The organism is Ruegeria sp. HKCCD7559 (assembly GCF_013110575.1).
Taxonomy (GTDB): domain Bacteria; phylum Pseudomonadota; class Alphaproteobacteria; order Rhodobacterales; family Rhodobacteraceae; genus Ruegeria.
Window position 1 is genome coordinate 1,455,252 of the sequence record NZ_WVQU01000001.1, and the last position, 17,243, is coordinate 1,472,494.

Consider the following 17,243-nt stretch of genomic DNA (forward strand, 5'->3'; position numbering starts at 1 on the left):
TAGGCCCGTGTGATCACGGGCACACTTGTAACTTGTGTGCGCGCGCTTGCAAATCAAGCACAGCGTACAGGTTGCCGCATTGTCACCAGTTCTTCCGCCATAACGGGATGTACTGCAACCGTGCGATCGAAATCTTCCTTTGTCGCGCCCATCTTTACGGCAATTCCGGCCAGCTGGATCATCTCTCCTGCTCCGGGGGCGACAATATGGCAACCCAGTACCTTGCGCGTGGCCTGAGACACGATCAGTTTCATCAGAACCCGTTGCGTGCCACCGGCAAACGCCTTCTGCATCGGTTTGAACGAAGTGGCATACACCTCGATCGGTTCCTGGGCCGAGGCTTCTTCCTCGCTCAGGCCGACTGTGCCGAATTCCGGTTGGGTGAAAATGGCGGTTGGGATCAGCGCGTGATCCACAGGGGTTGGGTTGCCTTTGAAGACGGTTTCCACAAAAGCCATACCCTCGCGGATGGCCACGGGTGTCAGGTTGACCCGGTCGGTCACATCGCCAATGGCATAGATCGACGGAACGGCGGTCTGGCTGTATTCATCCACGACGATCTCGCCCTTGCGCCCACGTTCAACGCCCAGCTCTTCCAGCCCGAGGTTATCGGCATTCGGTGCCCGGCCCGTGGCGTACATGACCACGTCAAAACGATCCTCGGTGCCGTCCGTCGCCTTTACACGTATCTGGTCGCCATCTTTGGCCATTTCCAGCACATTGGTGCCCAGACGGACATCGATGCCGTTCTGGCGCATCTCTTCGCAGATCAGCCCACGCGCTTCTTCATCAAAGCCACGCAGGATCTGCGCACCGCGGTAGAATTGCGTGGTCTTGACACCCAGACCGTTCATGATCCCGGCAAACTCGCTGGCGATATAACCGCCACCAACAATCAGAATGCTTTCGGGCAGCTTGTCCAGATGGAAAATCTCATTCGACGTGATCGCAAGATCCGATCCCGGGAAGTCCGGCACCACCGGTCGACCGCCTGTTGCAATCAAGATGTGTTTGGCGGTTTTTCGGGTGCCATCGGCCAGCTCGACCGTGTGCGCATCCACCAGGCGCGCGCGCTGATCAAAGCTTTCAACGCCGTTGTTTTTCAGGATGCTGCGATAAATCCCTTCCAACCGGTCCAGTTCGGCAACCAGTTTGCCGTGAAACATGCCCCAATCAAACGCGCCGGGCTGAACATCCCAACCATAAGCTTGCGCATCTTCGATCATGCCCGAGTATTCACTGGCAAAGACCATCAGTTTCTTAGGCACGCAGCCCCGGATCACACAGGTGCCGCCATAGCGGTCTTCTTCAGCCAGCGCGACCTTTGCACCGGCTTCACCCGCCGCCACGCGTGCCGCCCGGACCCCGCCCGAGCCTCCGCCGATGACAAAAAGATCATAGTCAAAGCTCATGCCGGGTTCCTTCGTTCAACTTGCAAAATTCCTCTGGATATCTGGGCGCGAAAACCCCGGTGCCAACCCCCGGGCGCGGAATTTTCGATCTTTTGCCGACGCTTGTCCGATTGGCTTGCATAAAACTCAGTCCGTTTGGTCGGAAAACAGGTTTTCACGGGATCCGCTCAGCAGCTGATCCAGTTCCAGGGTGCCCGCGTTGATATCCCGCAGTTCGACCCGCCCGTCGCCGTGGCCGATGATGACCTTGTCACAAATATCGATAAACAGGCCGTTTTCCACCACGCCAGGAACCTGGTTGAGGATCAGGGCCATCTGACGGGGATTGCCGATGCGTTTCAGGTGCAGGTCCAGAATGTGATTGCCTTCATCCGTCACGAACGGGGCCGCGCCATTCATACGCAGCGCCGACGAGGTTCCAAGTACATCCATCGCGTCCAGCGCTTCTTCGATCAGTGTTCGCGTGGTTTGCCAGCCAAATGGAACAACCTCGACCGGCAAGGGGAAAGCACCCAGCGTTTCCACCTCTTTCCCGGCATCTGCGATGACAACCATCTGATCGCTGGCCGTGGCAACGATCTTTTCCTGCAAATGCGCGCCGCCGCCGCCCTTGATCAGGTTCAGGTCAGGGTCGAATTCATCCGCGCCGTCGATGGTCATGTCCAGCCACCCGGCCTGATCCAGAGAAATGACTTCGATCCCGACTTCGCGTGCCAGCTGCGCGGTGCGGGTGGACGTGGGAACGCCCTTGATCCGCAGACCTTCGTCTTGCACCCGTTCGCCCAAACGACGGACCAGCCAGGCCGCAGTGGATCCCGTTCCAAGACCCACGCGCATGCCGTCCTCGACCATCTCGGCGGCACGACATGCGGCCACGTATTTTGCGGTGTCGATGGGCGACAGTTCTCCGGTCATGGCAGCTTTCCCAGTTTGGCCTGCCGGAGTTATAGGGAATGCGCCGCGCGACTGCGACCACATTTTGCGGTTCGGCAAGCGTAAAGATGCCTGAAGACTGCGCGTTTCCTATCGGAAACGTCGCAATCATGTCTTACGCCCTCATCTTTGTCATATAGATTGCCCGCATGTTGAACCGATACCGCCTGCACTACGCCCCTGACAACGCCTCGCTGGTGATCCGGCTGGTGCTGGAAGAAATGGGTGTGCCCTATGAAGCTGTGCTGGTCGATCGCCGTCGAAACGAACAGGATAGCGCGGCGTACAGGTCATTGAACCCCAACGGGCTGATCCCGGTGCTTGAAACTCCGCAAGGGCCGATCTTTGAAACGGCGGCAATTCTGCTGTGGCTGTCCGAGCGCCACGGGCAACTGGCCCCGGCGGCAGACGCCCCCGAACGCACCGAGTTTTTGAAATGGCTGTTCTTTGCGTCCAACACGCTGCACGCCGATCTGCGCATTCTGTTCTATGCCGAGAAATACATCACCCCGCCACAGGCTGATACCCTGCGTGCAGGCATCCGACCCCGTTTGAAGCAGCACCTGCAACTGCTGGACGCGCTGGCAAAACGCGCACCAGCCTGGTTTTGCGCGGAATGCCCGTCGGTTTTGACCTATTATGTCGCCTGCATGATGCGTTGGATGGCCTTGTATCCGGCCGATGCGGATCGCAGTTGGTATGCGCTGGCCGACACCCCGGCCCTGCAAACCATCCTGGCACAGCTCGAGACACGCCCTGCCACCCACACGGCCATCGTGGCTGAGGGCCTGGGCCCCGCACCGTACACCTCTCCTATTTACGCCAACCCCTTAGAAGGCTCAGCTACCTGACATGTTCCTCTCTGTCTTCGATATGTTCAAAGTGGGCATCGGCCCGTCCTCCTCGCACACCATGGGCCCCATGGTGGCAGCGGCGCGCTTTCTGGATATGATGCGTGCTTCACCTTTCGAATTTGCGGGTCTGAAGGGCTCGCTGCATGGCTCGCTCGCCTTTACCGGCGTCGGCCATGCGACCGACCGGGCGACCATTCTGGGCCTGGCCGGCTTTGTTCCGGACACCTATGACAACAACAAGGCCGAGGCCGCATTGGCGGATATCGCCAAGACGCACACGGTTACCCCCGACGGCCTGCCGACGCTTCAGTTCGATCCCAAAACAGACCTGATCTTCGACTATGACACCAACCTGCCGGGACACGCCAACGGGATGATCCTGATGGCCACGGACGCGCAGGGGGACGTGATCCTGCGCCAGGTATTCTATTCCATCGGTGGCGGCTTTGTCCTGACCGAAGAAGAACTGGCCGAAGGCAAGGCAACGGATGAGGGCGCACCGGTGCCGTTCCCGTTCAAATCCGCGGCTGAAATGCTTGAGATGGCCAAGTCCAGCGGCAAAACCATCGCCGAGATGAAGCGCGCCAATGAGATCGCGCGCGGCTGCGCCGACAGTTTCGCCAAAGGATGCGCTCGTCTGTGGGACGTCATGAATGCCTGTATCGAACGGGGTTTGAGGACCGACGGCATTCTGCCCGGCGGGCTGAAAGTGCGACGCAGGGCAAAGGGTATCTATGACGCGCTGATCGCCGAACGCGGCATGAACCTGACCGCGCCGCACACGATCAACGACTGGATGAGCGTCTACGCCATGGCGGTCAACGAAGAAAACGCCGCCGGTGGGCAAGTCGTAACGGCACCGACCAACGGGGCAGCGGGCGTTCTTCCTGCGGTGCTGCGCTATTACCTGGATCACGTTCCCGGTGCCTCGGAGAGCCATATCGAAGATTTCCTTCTGACCGCGGCCGCGATTGGCGGGCTGGTCAAATACAATGCGTCCATCTCGGGTGCCGAAGCGGGGTGTCAGGCCGAGGTCGGCAGCGCATCAGCCATGGCCGCGGCGGGGCTCTGCGCCGTGATGGGCGGTACGCCCGAACAGGTTGAAAACGCCGCCGAGATCGCGTTGGAGCATCATCTGGGCATGACCTGCGATCCCGTCGCAGGGCTGGTTCAGGTGCCCTGTATCGAACGCAACGGGCTGGGGGCCATCAAGGCTGTGTCCGCTGCGTCTTTGTCCCTTCGCGGGGATGGAGAGCATTTCGTGCCGCTGGATGCGGTGATCGAGACGATGCGTCAGACCGGCCATGACATGCACGAAAAATACAAGGAAACCTCGCTTGGCGGATTGGCCGTGAACGTGCCAAACTGCTGATATCGCAACAAATGGGGGTCGATATGCGTGGACATTGCCTGTGCGGCAGCATCAAGTACGAGATCGACCCTCCTTCCCTGTCCTGCGTCACCTGTCATTGCGACAGCTGCCGACGACAATGCGCCGCGCCGATGACAACCTATTTCGCAGTTCGTGACGGTCACTGGCGCTGGATCGGAGAAGAGCCGAAACGCTTCAACTCTTCGCCCGGAGTCGAGCGCAGCTTTTGCCCGGATTGTGGCACGCCAATCTCGTTCCGCTCGGCCAAAATGTCGGATGTGCTGCATCTATACGTCGCCACTTTGGAGACCCCCGAGGCAATGCAGCCCACATTGCACGTGGCTCATGAGGAAAGACTGAGCTGGCTGCATCTGGATGACAACCTGCCCACCTGCACCGGACCGGATTACACAAAGGTTCACCCCCTGCCCGACGCCTGACATTCGACCTTTCCACCGCGCCGCGAAGCAGATAGCGTCGCGCGCATGACTCAGGATCGTCCCGTCTTGGGCATCTTTTTGATGCTCGGTTTTTGCGTGCTTGCACCCTTGGGGGATGCGATGGCAAAGCTGTTGGGCGAAACGACACCGTTGGGTTTGCTGGTTGCAGCCCGGTTCGCGGTGCAAGCGCTGATTCTCATTCCGCTGGTGATGATGACAGGCCGGCCCTGGCGGATGCACGGGCGCATCCTGCGCCTGACAATCATCCGCACGCTGCTGCACATCATCGGCATAACCGCGATGTTCAGTGCGTTGCAGTTCCTGCCCCTGGCTGATGCGGTCGCCATTGCCTTTGTCATGCCGTTCATCATGTTGCTGCTGGGCAGATACGTTCTGGGCGAAGAGGTCGGCGCGCGGCGCCTCGTGGCCTGCATCGTCGGTTTCATCGGCACACTTCTGGTCATCCAGCCCAGCTTTGCCGAGGTGGGCTTACCTGCCCTGCTGCCGTTGATCGTTGCCGTGGTCTTTGCCCTTTTCATGCTGGTCACGCGGCAAATCGCCAAGGAAACTGATCCGATTTCCTTGCAGGCGGTGTCTGGTGTCATGGCCACTGTGGGGCTGGTTCCTGTCCTTGTGATCGGAACATCGCTTGGTATCTGGAACCTGTCAGCCGCCTTGCCCGCCCCCGACATGTTTTGGCTGCTGATCGCTATCGGCATTCTGGGAACTGTCGCGCATCTGCTGATGACATGGTCGCTGCGCTATGCACCTTCGGCCACGCTGGCCCCGATGCAATATCTGGAAATCCCGGTGGCAACCCTGATTGGCTGGGCAATCTTCAGCGACCTGCCTGACGGACTGGCAGCGGTTGGGATCATGATCACCGTCGCCGCCGGTTTGTACGTTATTCTTCGCGAACGGGCCACCGCTCGCTCTGCCCCGACAGAAACACCTGCATGAGCGGATCGAGTGCGGCGCGGGGAACCATCACCAACAGGCCCGGGCCATCCATCTGCAATTCAACCACTGACAGCGCGCGATTAGAGGTGCCCACCCGGTCGTCCGGTTGCAACCGCAGGCCGTCGATGGGCCATTCCAGCCCGGTGCTGCGCCCGGTCACAGGGCGCATTGGAAACAGCGACACCACATCCCCGGGCAAAACCGGCAGCCGGATTTGGCGAGGCGCGTGAAACACCACCTCATGCGCGCCCAGCAGAATGCAGGCCTGTTCCTGACGTCTGACCAGCACGTTCAGAACAGCAAGCTGATGATCAAGCCGTCCGCCCAGAAAACCGGCCCCCAAAACCAGTGGGGCCTGCACATTGCGCAAGGCCTTGTCGAAATCGGTGCTGTCCTGTTCACGAATGGCAAAAAGCCGGTCAGACGGGATTTTGGCTTTTGTTGCTTTGTCCAGCGAATCGAAATCCCCGATGACCGCGTCCGGAATCCGGCCTGATTCTGTCAGAACTGCCGCCCCACCATCCGCCGCTACGACTGAAGTGACGCGGTTCAGCACCAAATTCAGGTCCTCGGAACCTACAAAACCACCCCCAAACAGCCCGATTGGATCGGCAGAGCGTACAATTGGTTCATTTTTCCTAAGATTGGCCATTTTTCCCGGATTTGGACACATTAAGACCACAAAATGATAGGTTCATGCATAAAGTTCAGAGCCTTCGTGTGCTCCCGATTCCGGGTAAGTGGGCTCTCGTAGTTTGTAAAGGACGTGCGTCTGATGGTACAGAATAACAAGGTATTAACCGTTTCATATGGAACCTTCTCCTGCACTTTGGAAGGATTCGACGATTCCTTTGAAACGATGAAAGCCATTGCCGAATATTTCCGCGATCTTGCCGCGGATGATCGTTACTTCGGCTCAGAGCCTCCACAACCAGACGCCGAAATGCTGACCCGTATCGCACGCCGCGACGCATCGCAACGCGTCGAAGCCAGCCAAAACGAATCCGGGCTTCTGCTGCGTGCCGCTCCAAACACCGAAGCCCCGGCACCGGTCGCGTCTGACGCACCGGTCCCGCAAGCGCAAAATGCAGATGCCATGACCACCCCCCCTCCCGAATATACCCAAGCAAGCCCGGGGCGGACCGCGTTCACGGACGCGGAGGCCGTCGACGCCACCACATCTCCGCCGGCCGACAGCATTGCCGCAAAACTGCAACGCATCCGGGCCGTTGTTTCCCATTCGGACGTCCCCTCCACTGCCTATTCCGAAGACGAGGAATCTTCGCTGCTGGCCAACACCGCCCCCCCAGTGGACGCCGTGGCCGCCGCGTTCGAAGCAGGCGCTCTCAACGAAGAAGACTTTGCTGAACCTACCCGGCCCGAGGCTTCGGAAATCGAGGATCTGCAAGCGCTTGACGCCGAAGACGTACAAGACGACGCGCCGGCAGTATCTGAAAACCAGGCCTTCGAATCCGCCGAGCCGAAAATCGAAAACAATTCCGAACAGCAGGTGCAGCTGACCCCCGACCACCTGCGGGATGAAGATATCAAGGTCGCAACCGACTCCGCGCAGCTTCCTGCTGAGCCCCTGTTCTCGGATCTTGAAGAGGATACCGACGAGGAGGATGTTCCAAACATCCTCAACGTCGAAGACGTGGCGATCGAATCCGAAGATGAAGCAAGTGACGAGCCGCAAGACGATCAGGCGCAAGGAGTATTGTCGGAAGAGGACGAAATTCAGCTGCTGTCCGAGATTTCCGAAATCGAAAAAGACATGGCAGGCCGTTCTAGCCAAAAACTGACGGATGACGCCGATCCTGATCAGGATATCTCGCGACTGATGGCCAAAACCGGTGAACATATGGAGGATCCGTCCAGCAGCGACGCGCGAGAAACCTATTCGCACCTTCGCACCGCCGTTGCCGCGACCGAGGCCGACCGTGATGACCAACCGGCCCCGAACACCTCGCCTGTTGATGAGTATCGCGTTGATCTTGCGTCAGCGGTCAGCCCGCGCCGCCCCGAAGTAAACGTGACCAGCATACGCCCGGAAGCAGACGCTCCGGCTCCGTTGAAGCTGGTTGCCGAGCAGCGCGTGGACGATCAAAGCGAATCCAACGGCCCCGTGATGCCGCGTCGCGTGACCACTCAGGCAGAAGAAACCGGGTCGGAAGAAGGCGGTTTTGCGCAATTCGCACAAGATCAGGGTGCACAGTCGCTTCAGGACCTGCTTGAAGCGGCTGCGGCCTACCTGTCTTTCATCGAAGGACAGCAACAATTCTCGCGCCCGCAACTGATGAACAAGGTTCGTTCTTTGAAGCAGGATGAGTTCAATCGCGAAGAAAGCCTGCGTTCCTTCGGACAGCTGCTGCGCGATGGAAAAATCGAAAAAGCCGGCGGCGGCCGTTTTGCGGCCTCTGACCTGATCGGCTTCCGTCCTGATGATGAGCGCGCAGTCGGCTGACTGCCGCGCCAATTGACAAAAAGGGCCGGGTGAACCCCGGCCCTTTTGCTATGGCACGTCCAGAGACAAACGCCCGCTGTTAAACACGACCCAGCGTTGCCCATTGTGCCGGGCCCGACCAGCCGCCTTGGTCCGAGCAATAGCCCGGCTCAATTCAGCAAAGTCACAGAACCCACGTATAATTGCGCGCGTTTACACGCACGGCGTTTGCCCGCTTAATCTTTTGCAGTGCCAAGCCCGGCTCAGGATTGATCCGGGTCCTCTTTGCCAACGCCGCGAAAAACGAACTTGAACGGCAGGGCCCAAAGAATGCCAAGAACGATATAGACCAGAAGTTCCACCCATATCGGGGGGCGCTCCAGCCAGTTCAAAACCGTCACCACCGCCACAATGTAAAGTGGCAGGCCGATCACAAGTATAACCAACGACCAGCGCCGGCGCGCTTTGTAGCTCAGGCCTGTTTTCTGCTCTTTGTTCATCAATCTGCAAACGGGTCGGTCACCAGAATGGTGTCGTCCCGCTCCGGGCTGGTGGACAAAAGGGCCACAGGGCATTCGATCAGCTCTTCCACCCGGCGCACATACTTGATTGCGTTGGCGGGCAATTCGGCCCAGCTGCGCGCGCCTTCAGTGGATTCGCTCCAGCCCGGCATTTCTTCATAGATGGGGGTGCACCGTGCCTGTTGATCGGCCGCGGTGGGCAGATAGTCCAGCCGTTGGCCATCCAGCTCATATCCGGTGCAGATTTTAAGCGTTTCAAACCCGTCCAAAACATCCAGCTTTGTCAATGAGATACCGTTCACGCCACTGGTCGCGCAGGTCTGACGGACCAGGCACGCATCAAACCAGCCACAGCGGCGCTTGCGACCTGTCGTTGTTCCGAACTCATGCCCGCGTTCCCCAAGGCGCTGACCATCCGCATCCTCAAGTTCGGTCGGGAATGGGCCTTCACCGACACGGGTGGTGTAGGCTTTTACAATCCCCAGCACAAAGTCGATCGATCCCGGTCCAATCCCCACCCCTGTCGCGGCCTGGCCTGCGATCACGTTGGACGAGGTCACAAATGGATAGGTGCCGAAATCGATGTCCAACAGCGCGCCTTGCGCCCCTTCGAAAAGGATGCGTTTTCCGGCTTTGCGCTTTTCGTTCAGCACTTTCCACACAGGTGCGGCAAAAGGCAGGATGCTCTGCGCGATCTCTTTCAATTGGGCAATCAGCGCGTCGCGGTCGACCGGTTCGATTCCCAGACCTTTGCGCAGCGGGTCATGGTGCTGCAAAGCACGGTCCACCCGAGCCTCGAGCGTGGCTTCATCCGCCAGATCCGCGACACGAACAGAACGACGCCCGACCTTGTCTTCATAGGCCGGTCCAATCCCACGACCTGTTGTGCCGATCTTGGTCCCCTTGCTGGCCGCCTCTTCACGAGCGCGATCCAATTCACCGTGGATCGGCAGGATCAACGGGGTGTTCTCGGCAATCATCAGCGTATCGGGGGTGATCTCTACACCTTGTGCCTGGATGGTCGCGATTTCCTTGACCAGATGCCAAGGGTCCAACACCACGCCGTTGCCGATGACGCTCAGCTTACCGCCGCGCACGACACCGGACGGCAGAGCGTGCAGCTTGTAAACTTCGCCATCAATCACCAGCGTATGTCCGGCATTATGCCCGCCCTGAAAACGCGCGATCACGTCCGCCCGTTCGCTGAGCCAGTCGACGATCTTGCCTTTTCCTTCGTCACCCCACTGGGCGCCGACAACAACCACGTTGGCCATATCCGGTCCTTTTGCGCTGAGTTATCAAACCCGGCTCATATAGCTGGGCGGAAACGGCAGGGAAACCGATATTTCGCCGCAGATGAAAATCGCGCGAACACGCGATGCCTCCGGCGGGGATATTTATGGCCAGATGAAAAGCGGATCCCCTGCTTCATCTGGCTGAAAATATCCCGGGGGAGCCGCACGGAACGGGCGGCGGGGGCAGAGCCCCCTGCCCGGCATCAACGCAGATGCACCGGTTGCCCATGAGGTGTCGTCAGATAAGCCTTTTCCCAAGATTTATGTAGCCCTTTCACCTCCTGCGGCGACGAGACGCCCTGCTCGGCCAGCAACCCTTCGAGCGTTTCCAGCCATGCACGGAAATAGTCGTCGCCGCCGTCCAGCTCTCGCGCGAGCCCGTGGCGCTTCAACGTGTCCGAGAACCGGGCCGCCCAATCCGCCCATTCGAACCGCCCGGCCTCGTTCAGGGCAACGGTGACGGCAAAGACCTGAGCGTGCCAGGGTTCGGCAAACACCGGTTCTGGGGCTGAATGTTCGTTGCAGCCGCTCATGCCGGTTCCAGATAGCTTTGCCAGAGATCCAGTACCACTTCGTCATCCGGATGCTCCGGGCTGGTCCAAAGTTCCGATGCGGGGAAGACCACGGCATAGATCGGTTCAGGCGCTTCGCCCAGCCCATGAGCATTGGAATCGGGCAGGACATGGGTTCCGTGCAGGCGCAGTATTCGCCCCCTGGCACCGGACGCATAATTCGGCAGGCGCGTGTGCCCGCCATCCACAATGCGATTTCCCGCCGGACGGGTCGTGACCACCTGTTGACCGACAGAAAACTGCACCGCCACGTTCGAAGATCTGTCCGCCGGTCCACCTTTGGCCAGAGCGGCTGACACGGCGTCCGCCTTGAGCATCCGTTCTGCCAACGGATGCGGCCCATCCTCTCCGCCGCTGCGCAGGTCATCCAGGGAAAGAACGCCGTGTTCTACCAACAGGTCCGCCAGGCCCGAAATCCATTTCTCGTAATATGAAAACCGGGTATAGTCCTTTGGCGACAACCGTTCCCTTGCGTGGCGGGATACGTCGATATTCCACTGCCCCAGAAAGCCGGATGCAAGTGTCACTGCCAGCGCCCGTGCGTGCCAGTCTTCGGCAAAAACCGGCGCGTCCTCGGCCTCGGGATTTATCGGACCATCTCCAAAGCGGCCGCCCATATCGTGAACGCGGGTCATGAAGGGGCCTTCGGCAAACCCGTGCCGATCATGCTGTCACGTGTCACAAGTGCGGCAAGCGCCTCCTCGCTCATCCCATCAGTTCCATCGGGACGCATCGGCAGAACGAGATAGCGAACCTCGGCGGTCGAATCCCACACCCGCACCGAAGTGTCTTCAGGCAGGGTGAGGCCGAATTCGGCCAGTACCTTGCGGGGTTCACGCACCGCTCGGGCACGGTAGGCATCAGATTTGTACCAGCCCGGCGGGATACCCAGCAACGGCCAAGGATAGCAGCTGCACAAGGTGCAGACGACCATGTTGTGTCGGGTTGGCGTGTTCTCGACAACAACCATGTGTTCGCCCTGGCGTCCATAGTAACCAAGATCCGCGACCATCGAGGTGGCGTCTTCCAGCAGAGCGGCCTTGAAAGCTGGGTCGCTCCAGGCTTTGGCAACCACCCGCGCGCCGTTCTGCGGGCCAATCCTGTTCTGATAGGTGTCTATGATTTCGTCCAGAGCCGCCGGGTCGATCAAGCCCTTGCGGGTCAGAATCGTTTCCAGCGCTTTGACGCGCAGCGCGGGTTCGGGCGGCAAAAGGGCGTGCGGGTGGTCGTGGTCGTCATGAGGCATGGGCCGCAGCCTGCGTCACGCATCGGCGTTCTGTCCAGTCCCTTTGACGTGATATGACATATCACGTGCGGTGATGCGAACTCCTTACTTGCCCCCGCTGGCAAACTTGCATAGATACCACGCGATACACGCCACGCTGTACAGGAACACCATGGAAAACGTCGTTCTCATCATCCACCTTCTTTTGGCCCTAGGCTTGATTGCCGTTGTTCTGATGCAGCGGTCCGAAGGCGGTGGCCTTGGCATGGGTGGCGGTGGTGGCGGAGCCATGACAGGCCGTGCAGCAGCGACCGCTTTGGGCAAACTGACCTGGATCCTTGCCGCTTGCTTCATCGTGACCTCGATCACGCTGACCATTCTGGCGGCGCAGAAATCTTCGGGCAGCTCGGTGATCGACCGTTTGGGCGTGCCGGCTCCGGCTTCAAACGAAGAAAATACTCCGGCAATTCCGTCGGCGGATGACCTTCTGCCGCCTGCACAGGGCGACAACGCGCCGCTGATCCCGCAGGCCGACTGACCTACAAAACCTAGAAACATGGAAGAGGACTGCAACAGCATCTTGCGGTTCTCTTGCGCTTTTGGCGCGAATCCTTTATACGTGAAGTCCCGTGATGCAGCGGTTTTTCGAAACCGTCGGGCAGCTGATTTTGACGTCTCACGGGAGCAGCCGAAAAACTATGGCGCGATTTATTTTCATCACTGGTGGTGTGGTTTCGTCCTTGGGCAAAGGACTGGCTTCGGCGGCGTTGGGCGCGCTTTTGCAAGCCCGGGGATATTCGGTGCGGCTGCGCAAGCTGGACCCCTATCTGAACGTCGATCCCGGCACGATGTCTCCGTTTGAACATGGCGAAGTGTTCGTCACCGATGACGGGGCCGAAACCGATCTGGACCTGGGCCATTACGAACGATTCACCGGCGTGGCCGCGCGCAAGACCGACTCGGTCAGTTCGGGGCGGATCTATTCCAACGTGCTCGAAAAGGAACGCCGCGGGGACTATCTGGGTAAGACCATTCAGGTGATCCCGCACGTCACCAACGAGATCAAGGATTTCATCGCCATCGGCGAGGATGAGGTTGATTTCATGCTGTGCGAAATCGGTGGCACCGTGGGCGATATTGAGGGCCTACCGTTTTTCGAGGCGATCCGCCAGTTCAGTCAGGACAAGCCGCGCGGGCAGTGCATCTTCATGCACCTGACGCTGCTGCCTTATATCAAGGCCTCGGGCGAGCTGAAAACCAAACCGACTCAGCACTCGGTGAAGGAACTGCGCTCGATCGGTCTGGCGCCGGATATTCTGGTCTGTCGCTCTGAAGGTCCGATCCCGACCAAGGAGCGCGAGAAACTGGCGCTGTTCTGTAACGTGCGCCCCGACAGCGTGATCGCAGCGCAGGACCTGAGCACCATCTATGACGCGCCGCTGGCCTATCACCGCGAAGGTCTGGATCAGGCCGTTCTGGACGCGTTCCAGATCAGCCCAGCGCCCAAACCCGATCTGGCAAAATGGGAAGACGTCAGCGACCGCATCCACAACGCCGAGGGCGAAGTGAAGGTCGCCATCGTAGGCAAGTATACGCAGCTTGAAGACGCCTATAAATCGATTGCCGAGGCGCTGACCCATGGCGGCATGGCCAACCGGGTCAAGGTCAAGGTCGAATGGGTTGACGCCGAGGTGTTCGACAACGAAGACGTCGCCCCCCATCTTGAGGGTTTCCACGCCATCCTCGTCCCCGGAGGCTTTGGCGAACGCGGCACAGAGGGCAAAATCAAGGCCGCGCAATATGCGCGCGAGCAAAAAGTCCCCTACCTGGGCATCTGCCTTGGGATGCAGATGGCCGTGATCGAGGCCGCCCGAAATGCGGCTGGCATCAAGGAAGCTGGTTCGGAAGAATTCGACCACGAAGCCGGGAAGAAACGTTTTGAACCTGTCGTGTACCATCTGAAGGAATGGGTGCAGGGCAATCACAAGGTCGAACGCAAGGTCGGTGACGACAAGGGCGGCACCATGCGCCTGGGCGCTTACAATGCGGTGCTGGCAGAAGGATCGAAAGTCGCTGAAGTTTATGGCGGCACACAGATCGAAGAGCGCCACCGTCACCGCTATGAAGTGGACATCAAGTACCGTGAGCAGCTTGAAAAGGCCGGGCTCAACTTCTCGGGCATGTCGCCGGACGGACGCCTGCCAGAAATCGTAGAATGGTCAGATCACCCATGGTTCATCGGCGTGCAGTACCACCCGGAACTGAAGTCCAAACCGTTCGACCCGCATCCCCTGTTCCGCGATTTCGTGCGCGCTGCGAAAGACACTTCTCGCCTGGTCTGACCCTGGGCTGTGTCGGACTGTCACCCCGCGTTGTTTTGTGCGGGCTGATCTCTTAACTGTATGTGCAAGCAGAATTTCTGCTTCGCAGGCTCTATGCCGTTCAGAGTTTCAGGAGATTTCCGATGAGCAACGCAACAACGATTACCAACCTCCAGCAAGCGCTTCATATGGAGCTGACGGCAGCGCACCAGTACCAGCTGCATGCCCATGTGCTGGAGGACTGGGGGCTGGACATCCTTGCCGAAAAAATGCGCGCTGAAATGCAGGAAGAATTGGGTCACTCCGACGCGTTCATCGAGCGTATCCTGTTCCTTGGCGGCGTGCCCGAGCTTGCGTTTCAGAAAAGTCCAGTCGCAGCGGGGTCTCTGGAAGACATGTTTGCCGCGGACCTGAAGGATGAAACCGAGGCGGTCGACTTCTATACCAAGGCCGCGTTGCAGGCCGCCGAGGTCGGCGATGTCGGGTCAAGGACCCTGTTCGAACGCATCTTGCTGGAAGAAGAAGGCCACAAGGACTGGCTGGACACTCAGCTGAACCTGTTGAAGCGTTTGGGTGAGGCCAACTTCAGCGCAAAATTTGTATCCGGCGCGGCAGAAGAAGCCTGAGGCACGCACCGCCGTTTGCCCATGCACCAGCATGGCCCGGACCATCTTGCCGTGGACCGGGCCGTGCGGTTTCCGTCACTTCAATGTGACGCTGCCGAGCAAAAAAACCTCTACTCGGTCTGCCCTCATGGGGTTAACTGTTGATCACACCACGACAGGAGAGCCTCGATGAGCGATCAATCCCAACGCGCGAAGACCTTTGCCAGCCTTCACAAAAAGGGCGACCCCGTCATTCTGTTCAACATCTGGGATGCCGGCAGTGCCGGCGCGGTGCGGGATGCTGGCGCGCAAGCCATTGCCACAGGCAGCGCACCTGTCGCCATGGCACAGGGTTTTGGCGACGGTCAGAACATCCCGCTTGAGACCGCATTGGACAATGCGCGCCGCATCGTTGCAGCGGTTGATCTTCCGGTGACACTGGATTTCGAAGGGGCATATGCCGAAGATCCACAGGGCATTGCGCAAAACGTCAAGCGTGCGCTGGATTGCGGCGTGGTTGGTTTCAACTTCGAAGATCAGATCATCGGCGGCGACGGGCTGTACGATACAGCGGTTCAGGCCAAACGTATCGAAGCCATGCGCGCGGCCTGCGAAGACGTGGGCATACCTGCCTATGTCAACGCAAGAACTGACATTTTCCTGAAGGCCCCGGCAAAAACACATGATGAGGCCATGCTGAACGACGCCATTGCCCGTGCTTCGGCCTATGAGGCAGCGGGTGCCAGCGGTTTTTTTGCTCCGGGGCTGAAAGACGAGGCGATGATCGGCCATCTGTGCGAGCGTACCAACCTGCCAGTCAACATCATCGCCCTGCCCGGCACCCCCGGCACTCTCCGCCTGGCTGAACTTGGGGTGGCGCGCGTCAGCTATGGCCCGGTTCCTTATCGTCAGATGATCAAGTGGTTAACAGATCAGGCACACGCCGCTATTCACTACCGCGACTGATCACCCTGAAGTTGTGGGATTGCAATTGCCGCCACTTCTCATCACCCTGCTTTTGAAACCGAACAGGAGGCAAGCCTGATGAAAGGCTATTGGGTTGCACATGTCGATGTGGACGACATGGACACGTACAAGACCTACATTGCTGCAAATGCGGAGCCCTATAAAGCTTATGGTGCGCGCTTTCTGACACGCGGAGGAAAGCGCGAAGTGAAGGAAGGCGCAGCGCGCGCCCGGACCGTTGTGATCGAATTTCCCAGCTATGAGGATGCGCTTGCCTGTTACGAAAGCGAAGCATACCAGAAAGCCAAAGCACTGCGCGCCCCGGTATCGATGGGCGATCTTGTGATCATTCAGGGCTATGACGGGTAGACTACGCTTGGCGCACCACAAAATATGGAATAATCTTTTACCATGTTGAAAAAGTTCCTTCAGGCGCTCAGACCGCCCCAGCATGAACATCTTCCGGACCCGGATGCCGAACTTGCTCTGGGCGCGCTCATGGTGCGCGTGGCGCAGGCTGATCGGGACTACAAGCTGGAAGAGATCCGCCTGATCGACAAAATCCTGGCCCGTCTTTACCAGCATAACGCAATCGAAGCAGCCAAGGTGCGCGCCACTTGCGAAAAGCTTCATGCGGCCGCGCCGGATACCGATACCTTCGGCAAGCTGATCCGCGAGACCACGGATCTGAAGGAACGCCTGGCCGCTCTGGATGCGCTGTGGGAAGTTGTCCTGGCAGATGGAAACACCGACGAAGGCGAGGTGAAAATCGTCGAGGAAGCCCGCGTTGCCATGGGGTTAAGCTTTAACGACAGCAAGGCTGCGCGTGAACGCGTTCAAAGCCGCTTGGATGTGGGTTAGACGCTCGCTATATCTAACGCATGTTCAGTGAGTTTCTTTCCAGGCTTACGCAGCCTCAGCCCGATCCTCTTGTCGACGATGATGCCCGCCTGGCCCTTACGGCCCTGCTGGTGCGTCTGGCGCGGTCCGACAATGACTATTCCGATACCGAAATGGCCCGTATCGACCGAATTTCGGCGCAACGCTATGGCCTGTCCCCGTTCGAATGCGCCGCCCTGCGTGCCCGCGCCGAAGATCTTGAGGCCGAGGCCCCGGACACCGTCCGCTTTACCCGAGCCATCAAAGAGGCGGTTGCCTATGAAGATCGGCTTGCGGTCGTTCAGGCGCTGTGGTCCGTGGCATTGGCCGATGGGCACCGCACCAGCGAGGAAGATTCGCTGCTGCGTCTGGTGGTCAGTCTTCTGGGCGTAAGTGACGTGGATTCCGCTTTGGCACGGCAAAAGGCTGCAAAATCGTGATTGCC

At 59.1% G+C, this 17,243-nt stretch carries 20 protein-coding genes; 12 read left to right on the top strand and 8 right to left on the bottom strand.

The window, feature by feature from the left end:
- Positions 1 to 53: 53 nt before the first annotated feature.
- Positions 54 to 1,412 (bottom strand): glutathione-disulfide reductase, encoded by a 1,359-nt coding sequence (gene gor, locus GS605_RS07245; protein WP_171723502.1) that lies wholly within the window; start codon positions 1,410 to 1,412, stop codon positions 54 to 56.
- Positions 1,413 to 1,538: 126 nt separating this feature from the next.
- A complete protein-coding gene (rpiA, locus tag GS605_RS07250) occupies positions 1,539 to 2,327 on the bottom strand; it encodes a ribose-5-phosphate isomerase RpiA (protein ID WP_171723503.1) in 789 nt (262 codons plus the stop codon).
- Between the two features lie 167 nt (positions 2,328 to 2,494).
- Between rpiA and GS605_RS07255 the strand changes: the two genes are divergently transcribed.
- The 4 genes from GS605_RS07255 to GS605_RS07270 are packed head-to-tail and all read left to right on the top strand — an operon-like array spanning position 2,495 to position 5,971.
- Positions 2,495 to 3,196, top strand: a complete 702-nt coding sequence (locus GS605_RS07255) for a glutathione S-transferase family protein (protein ID WP_171633358.1) — start codon at positions 2,495 to 2,497, stop codon at positions 3,194 to 3,196.
- Between the two features lies 1 nt (position 3,197).
- Complete coding sequence (locus GS605_RS07260; protein ID WP_171633361.1) at positions 3,198 to 4,571, top strand: L-serine ammonia-lyase; 1,374 nt, start codon at positions 3,198 to 3,200, stop codon at positions 4,569 to 4,571.
- A 23-nt stretch (positions 4,572 to 4,594) separates the two neighbouring features.
- Positions 4,595 to 5,011: a GFA family protein gene (locus GS605_RS07265; RefSeq protein ID WP_171633363.1), complete on the top strand. Its 417-nt coding sequence runs from the start codon at positions 4,595 to 4,597 to the stop codon at positions 5,009 to 5,011.
- A 45-nt stretch (positions 5,012 to 5,056) separates the two neighbouring features.
- Positions 5,057 to 5,971 (top strand): DMT family transporter, encoded by a 915-nt coding sequence (locus GS605_RS07270; protein ID WP_171723504.1) that lies wholly within the window; start codon positions 5,057 to 5,059, stop codon positions 5,969 to 5,971.
- Here GS605_RS07270 and GS605_RS07275 read toward each other — a convergent pair.
- On the bottom strand, positions 5,916 to 6,623 hold the full coding sequence (locus tag GS605_RS07275; protein WP_171633369.1) for a thiamine diphosphokinase: 708 nt from the start codon (positions 6,621 to 6,623) through the stop codon (positions 5,916 to 5,918). The genes GS605_RS07270 and GS605_RS07275 overlap by 56 nt on opposite strands.
- Positions 6,624 to 6,746: 123 nt before the next feature.
- On the opposite strand from GS605_RS07275, the gene GS605_RS07280 reads away from it, so the two are divergent.
- Positions 6,747 to 8,435 carry a hypothetical protein gene (locus tag GS605_RS07280; protein WP_171723505.1) on the top strand — a complete coding sequence of 563 codons (1,689 nt, stop codon included), beginning with the start codon at positions 6,747 to 6,749 and terminating at the stop codon, positions 8,433 to 8,435.
- Between the two features lie 242 nt (positions 8,436 to 8,677).
- On the opposite strand, the gene GS605_RS07285 is transcribed toward GS605_RS07280, so the two are convergent.
- From GS605_RS07285 to nthA, 5 genes are all read right to left on the bottom strand, one after another.
- Positions 8,678 to 8,914 carry a DUF2842 domain-containing protein gene (locus tag GS605_RS07285; protein WP_171228487.1) on the bottom strand — a complete coding sequence of 79 codons (237 nt, stop codon included), beginning with the start codon at positions 8,912 to 8,914 and terminating at the stop codon, positions 8,678 to 8,680.
- Positions 8,914 to 10,209: an adenylosuccinate synthase gene (locus tag GS605_RS07290; protein WP_171723506.1), complete on the bottom strand. Its 1,296-nt coding sequence runs from the start codon at positions 10,207 to 10,209 to the stop codon at positions 8,914 to 8,916. The genes GS605_RS07285 and GS605_RS07290 overlap by 1 nt, the downstream gene beginning before the upstream one ends.
- 224 nt (positions 10,210 to 10,433) lie before the next feature.
- A complete protein-coding gene (locus GS605_RS07295) occupies positions 10,434 to 10,763 on the bottom strand; it encodes a nitrile hydratase accessory protein (protein ID WP_171723507.1) in 330 nt (109 codons plus the stop codon).
- Positions 10,760 to 11,437 (bottom strand): nitrile hydratase subunit beta, encoded by a 678-nt coding sequence (gene nthB, locus GS605_RS07300; protein WP_171723508.1) that lies wholly within the window; start codon positions 11,435 to 11,437, stop codon positions 10,760 to 10,762. The genes GS605_RS07295 and nthB overlap by 4 nt, the downstream gene beginning before the upstream one ends.
- Positions 11,434 to 12,048, bottom strand: a complete 615-nt coding sequence (gene nthA, locus GS605_RS07305) for a nitrile hydratase subunit alpha (RefSeq protein WP_171633382.1) — start codon at positions 12,046 to 12,048, stop codon at positions 11,434 to 11,436. The genes nthB and nthA overlap by 4 nt, the downstream gene beginning before the upstream one ends.
- A 151-nt stretch (positions 12,049 to 12,199) precedes the next feature.
- Between nthA and secG the strand changes: the two genes are divergently transcribed.
- The 7 genes from secG to GS605_RS07340 all read left to right on the top strand — a co-directional run bounded on the left by secG (position 12,200) and on the right by GS605_RS07340 (position 17,238).
- Positions 12,200 to 12,565, top strand: coding sequence for a preprotein translocase subunit SecG (gene secG, locus GS605_RS07310; RefSeq protein ID WP_171723509.1), 366 nt, complete (start codon positions 12,200 to 12,202; stop codon positions 12,563 to 12,565).
- Positions 12,566 to 12,725: 160 nt separating this feature from the next.
- Positions 12,726 to 14,369, top strand: a complete 1,644-nt coding sequence (locus GS605_RS07315) for a CTP synthase (RefSeq protein WP_171723510.1) — start codon at positions 12,726 to 12,728, stop codon at positions 14,367 to 14,369.
- Between the two features lie 122 nt (positions 14,370 to 14,491).
- Positions 14,492 to 14,974 carry a bacterioferritin gene (locus tag GS605_RS07320; RefSeq protein ID WP_152457573.1) on the top strand — a complete coding sequence of 161 codons (483 nt, stop codon included), beginning with the start codon at positions 14,492 to 14,494 and terminating at the stop codon, positions 14,972 to 14,974.
- 168 nt (positions 14,975 to 15,142) lie between these two features.
- Positions 15,143 to 15,919, top strand: a complete 777-nt coding sequence (locus GS605_RS07325; RefSeq protein WP_171723511.1) for an isocitrate lyase/phosphoenolpyruvate mutase family protein — start codon at positions 15,143 to 15,145, stop codon at positions 15,917 to 15,919.
- Positions 15,920 to 15,994: 75 nt separating this feature from the next.
- Positions 15,995 to 16,288: a DUF1330 domain-containing protein gene (locus GS605_RS07330; RefSeq protein WP_171723657.1), complete on the top strand. Its 294-nt coding sequence runs from the start codon at positions 15,995 to 15,997 to the stop codon at positions 16,286 to 16,288.
- Positions 16,289 to 16,330: 42 nt separating this feature from the next.
- On the top strand, positions 16,331 to 16,780 hold the full coding sequence (locus GS605_RS07335; protein WP_171633393.1) for a TerB family tellurite resistance protein: 450 nt from the start codon (positions 16,331 to 16,333) through the stop codon (positions 16,778 to 16,780).
- A gap of 20 nt (positions 16,781 to 16,800) precedes the next feature.
- Positions 16,801 to 17,238, top strand: a complete 438-nt coding sequence (locus GS605_RS07340; protein WP_152457569.1) for a TerB family tellurite resistance protein — start codon at positions 16,801 to 16,803, stop codon at positions 17,236 to 17,238.
- Positions 17,239 to 17,243 lie beyond the last annotated feature (5 nt).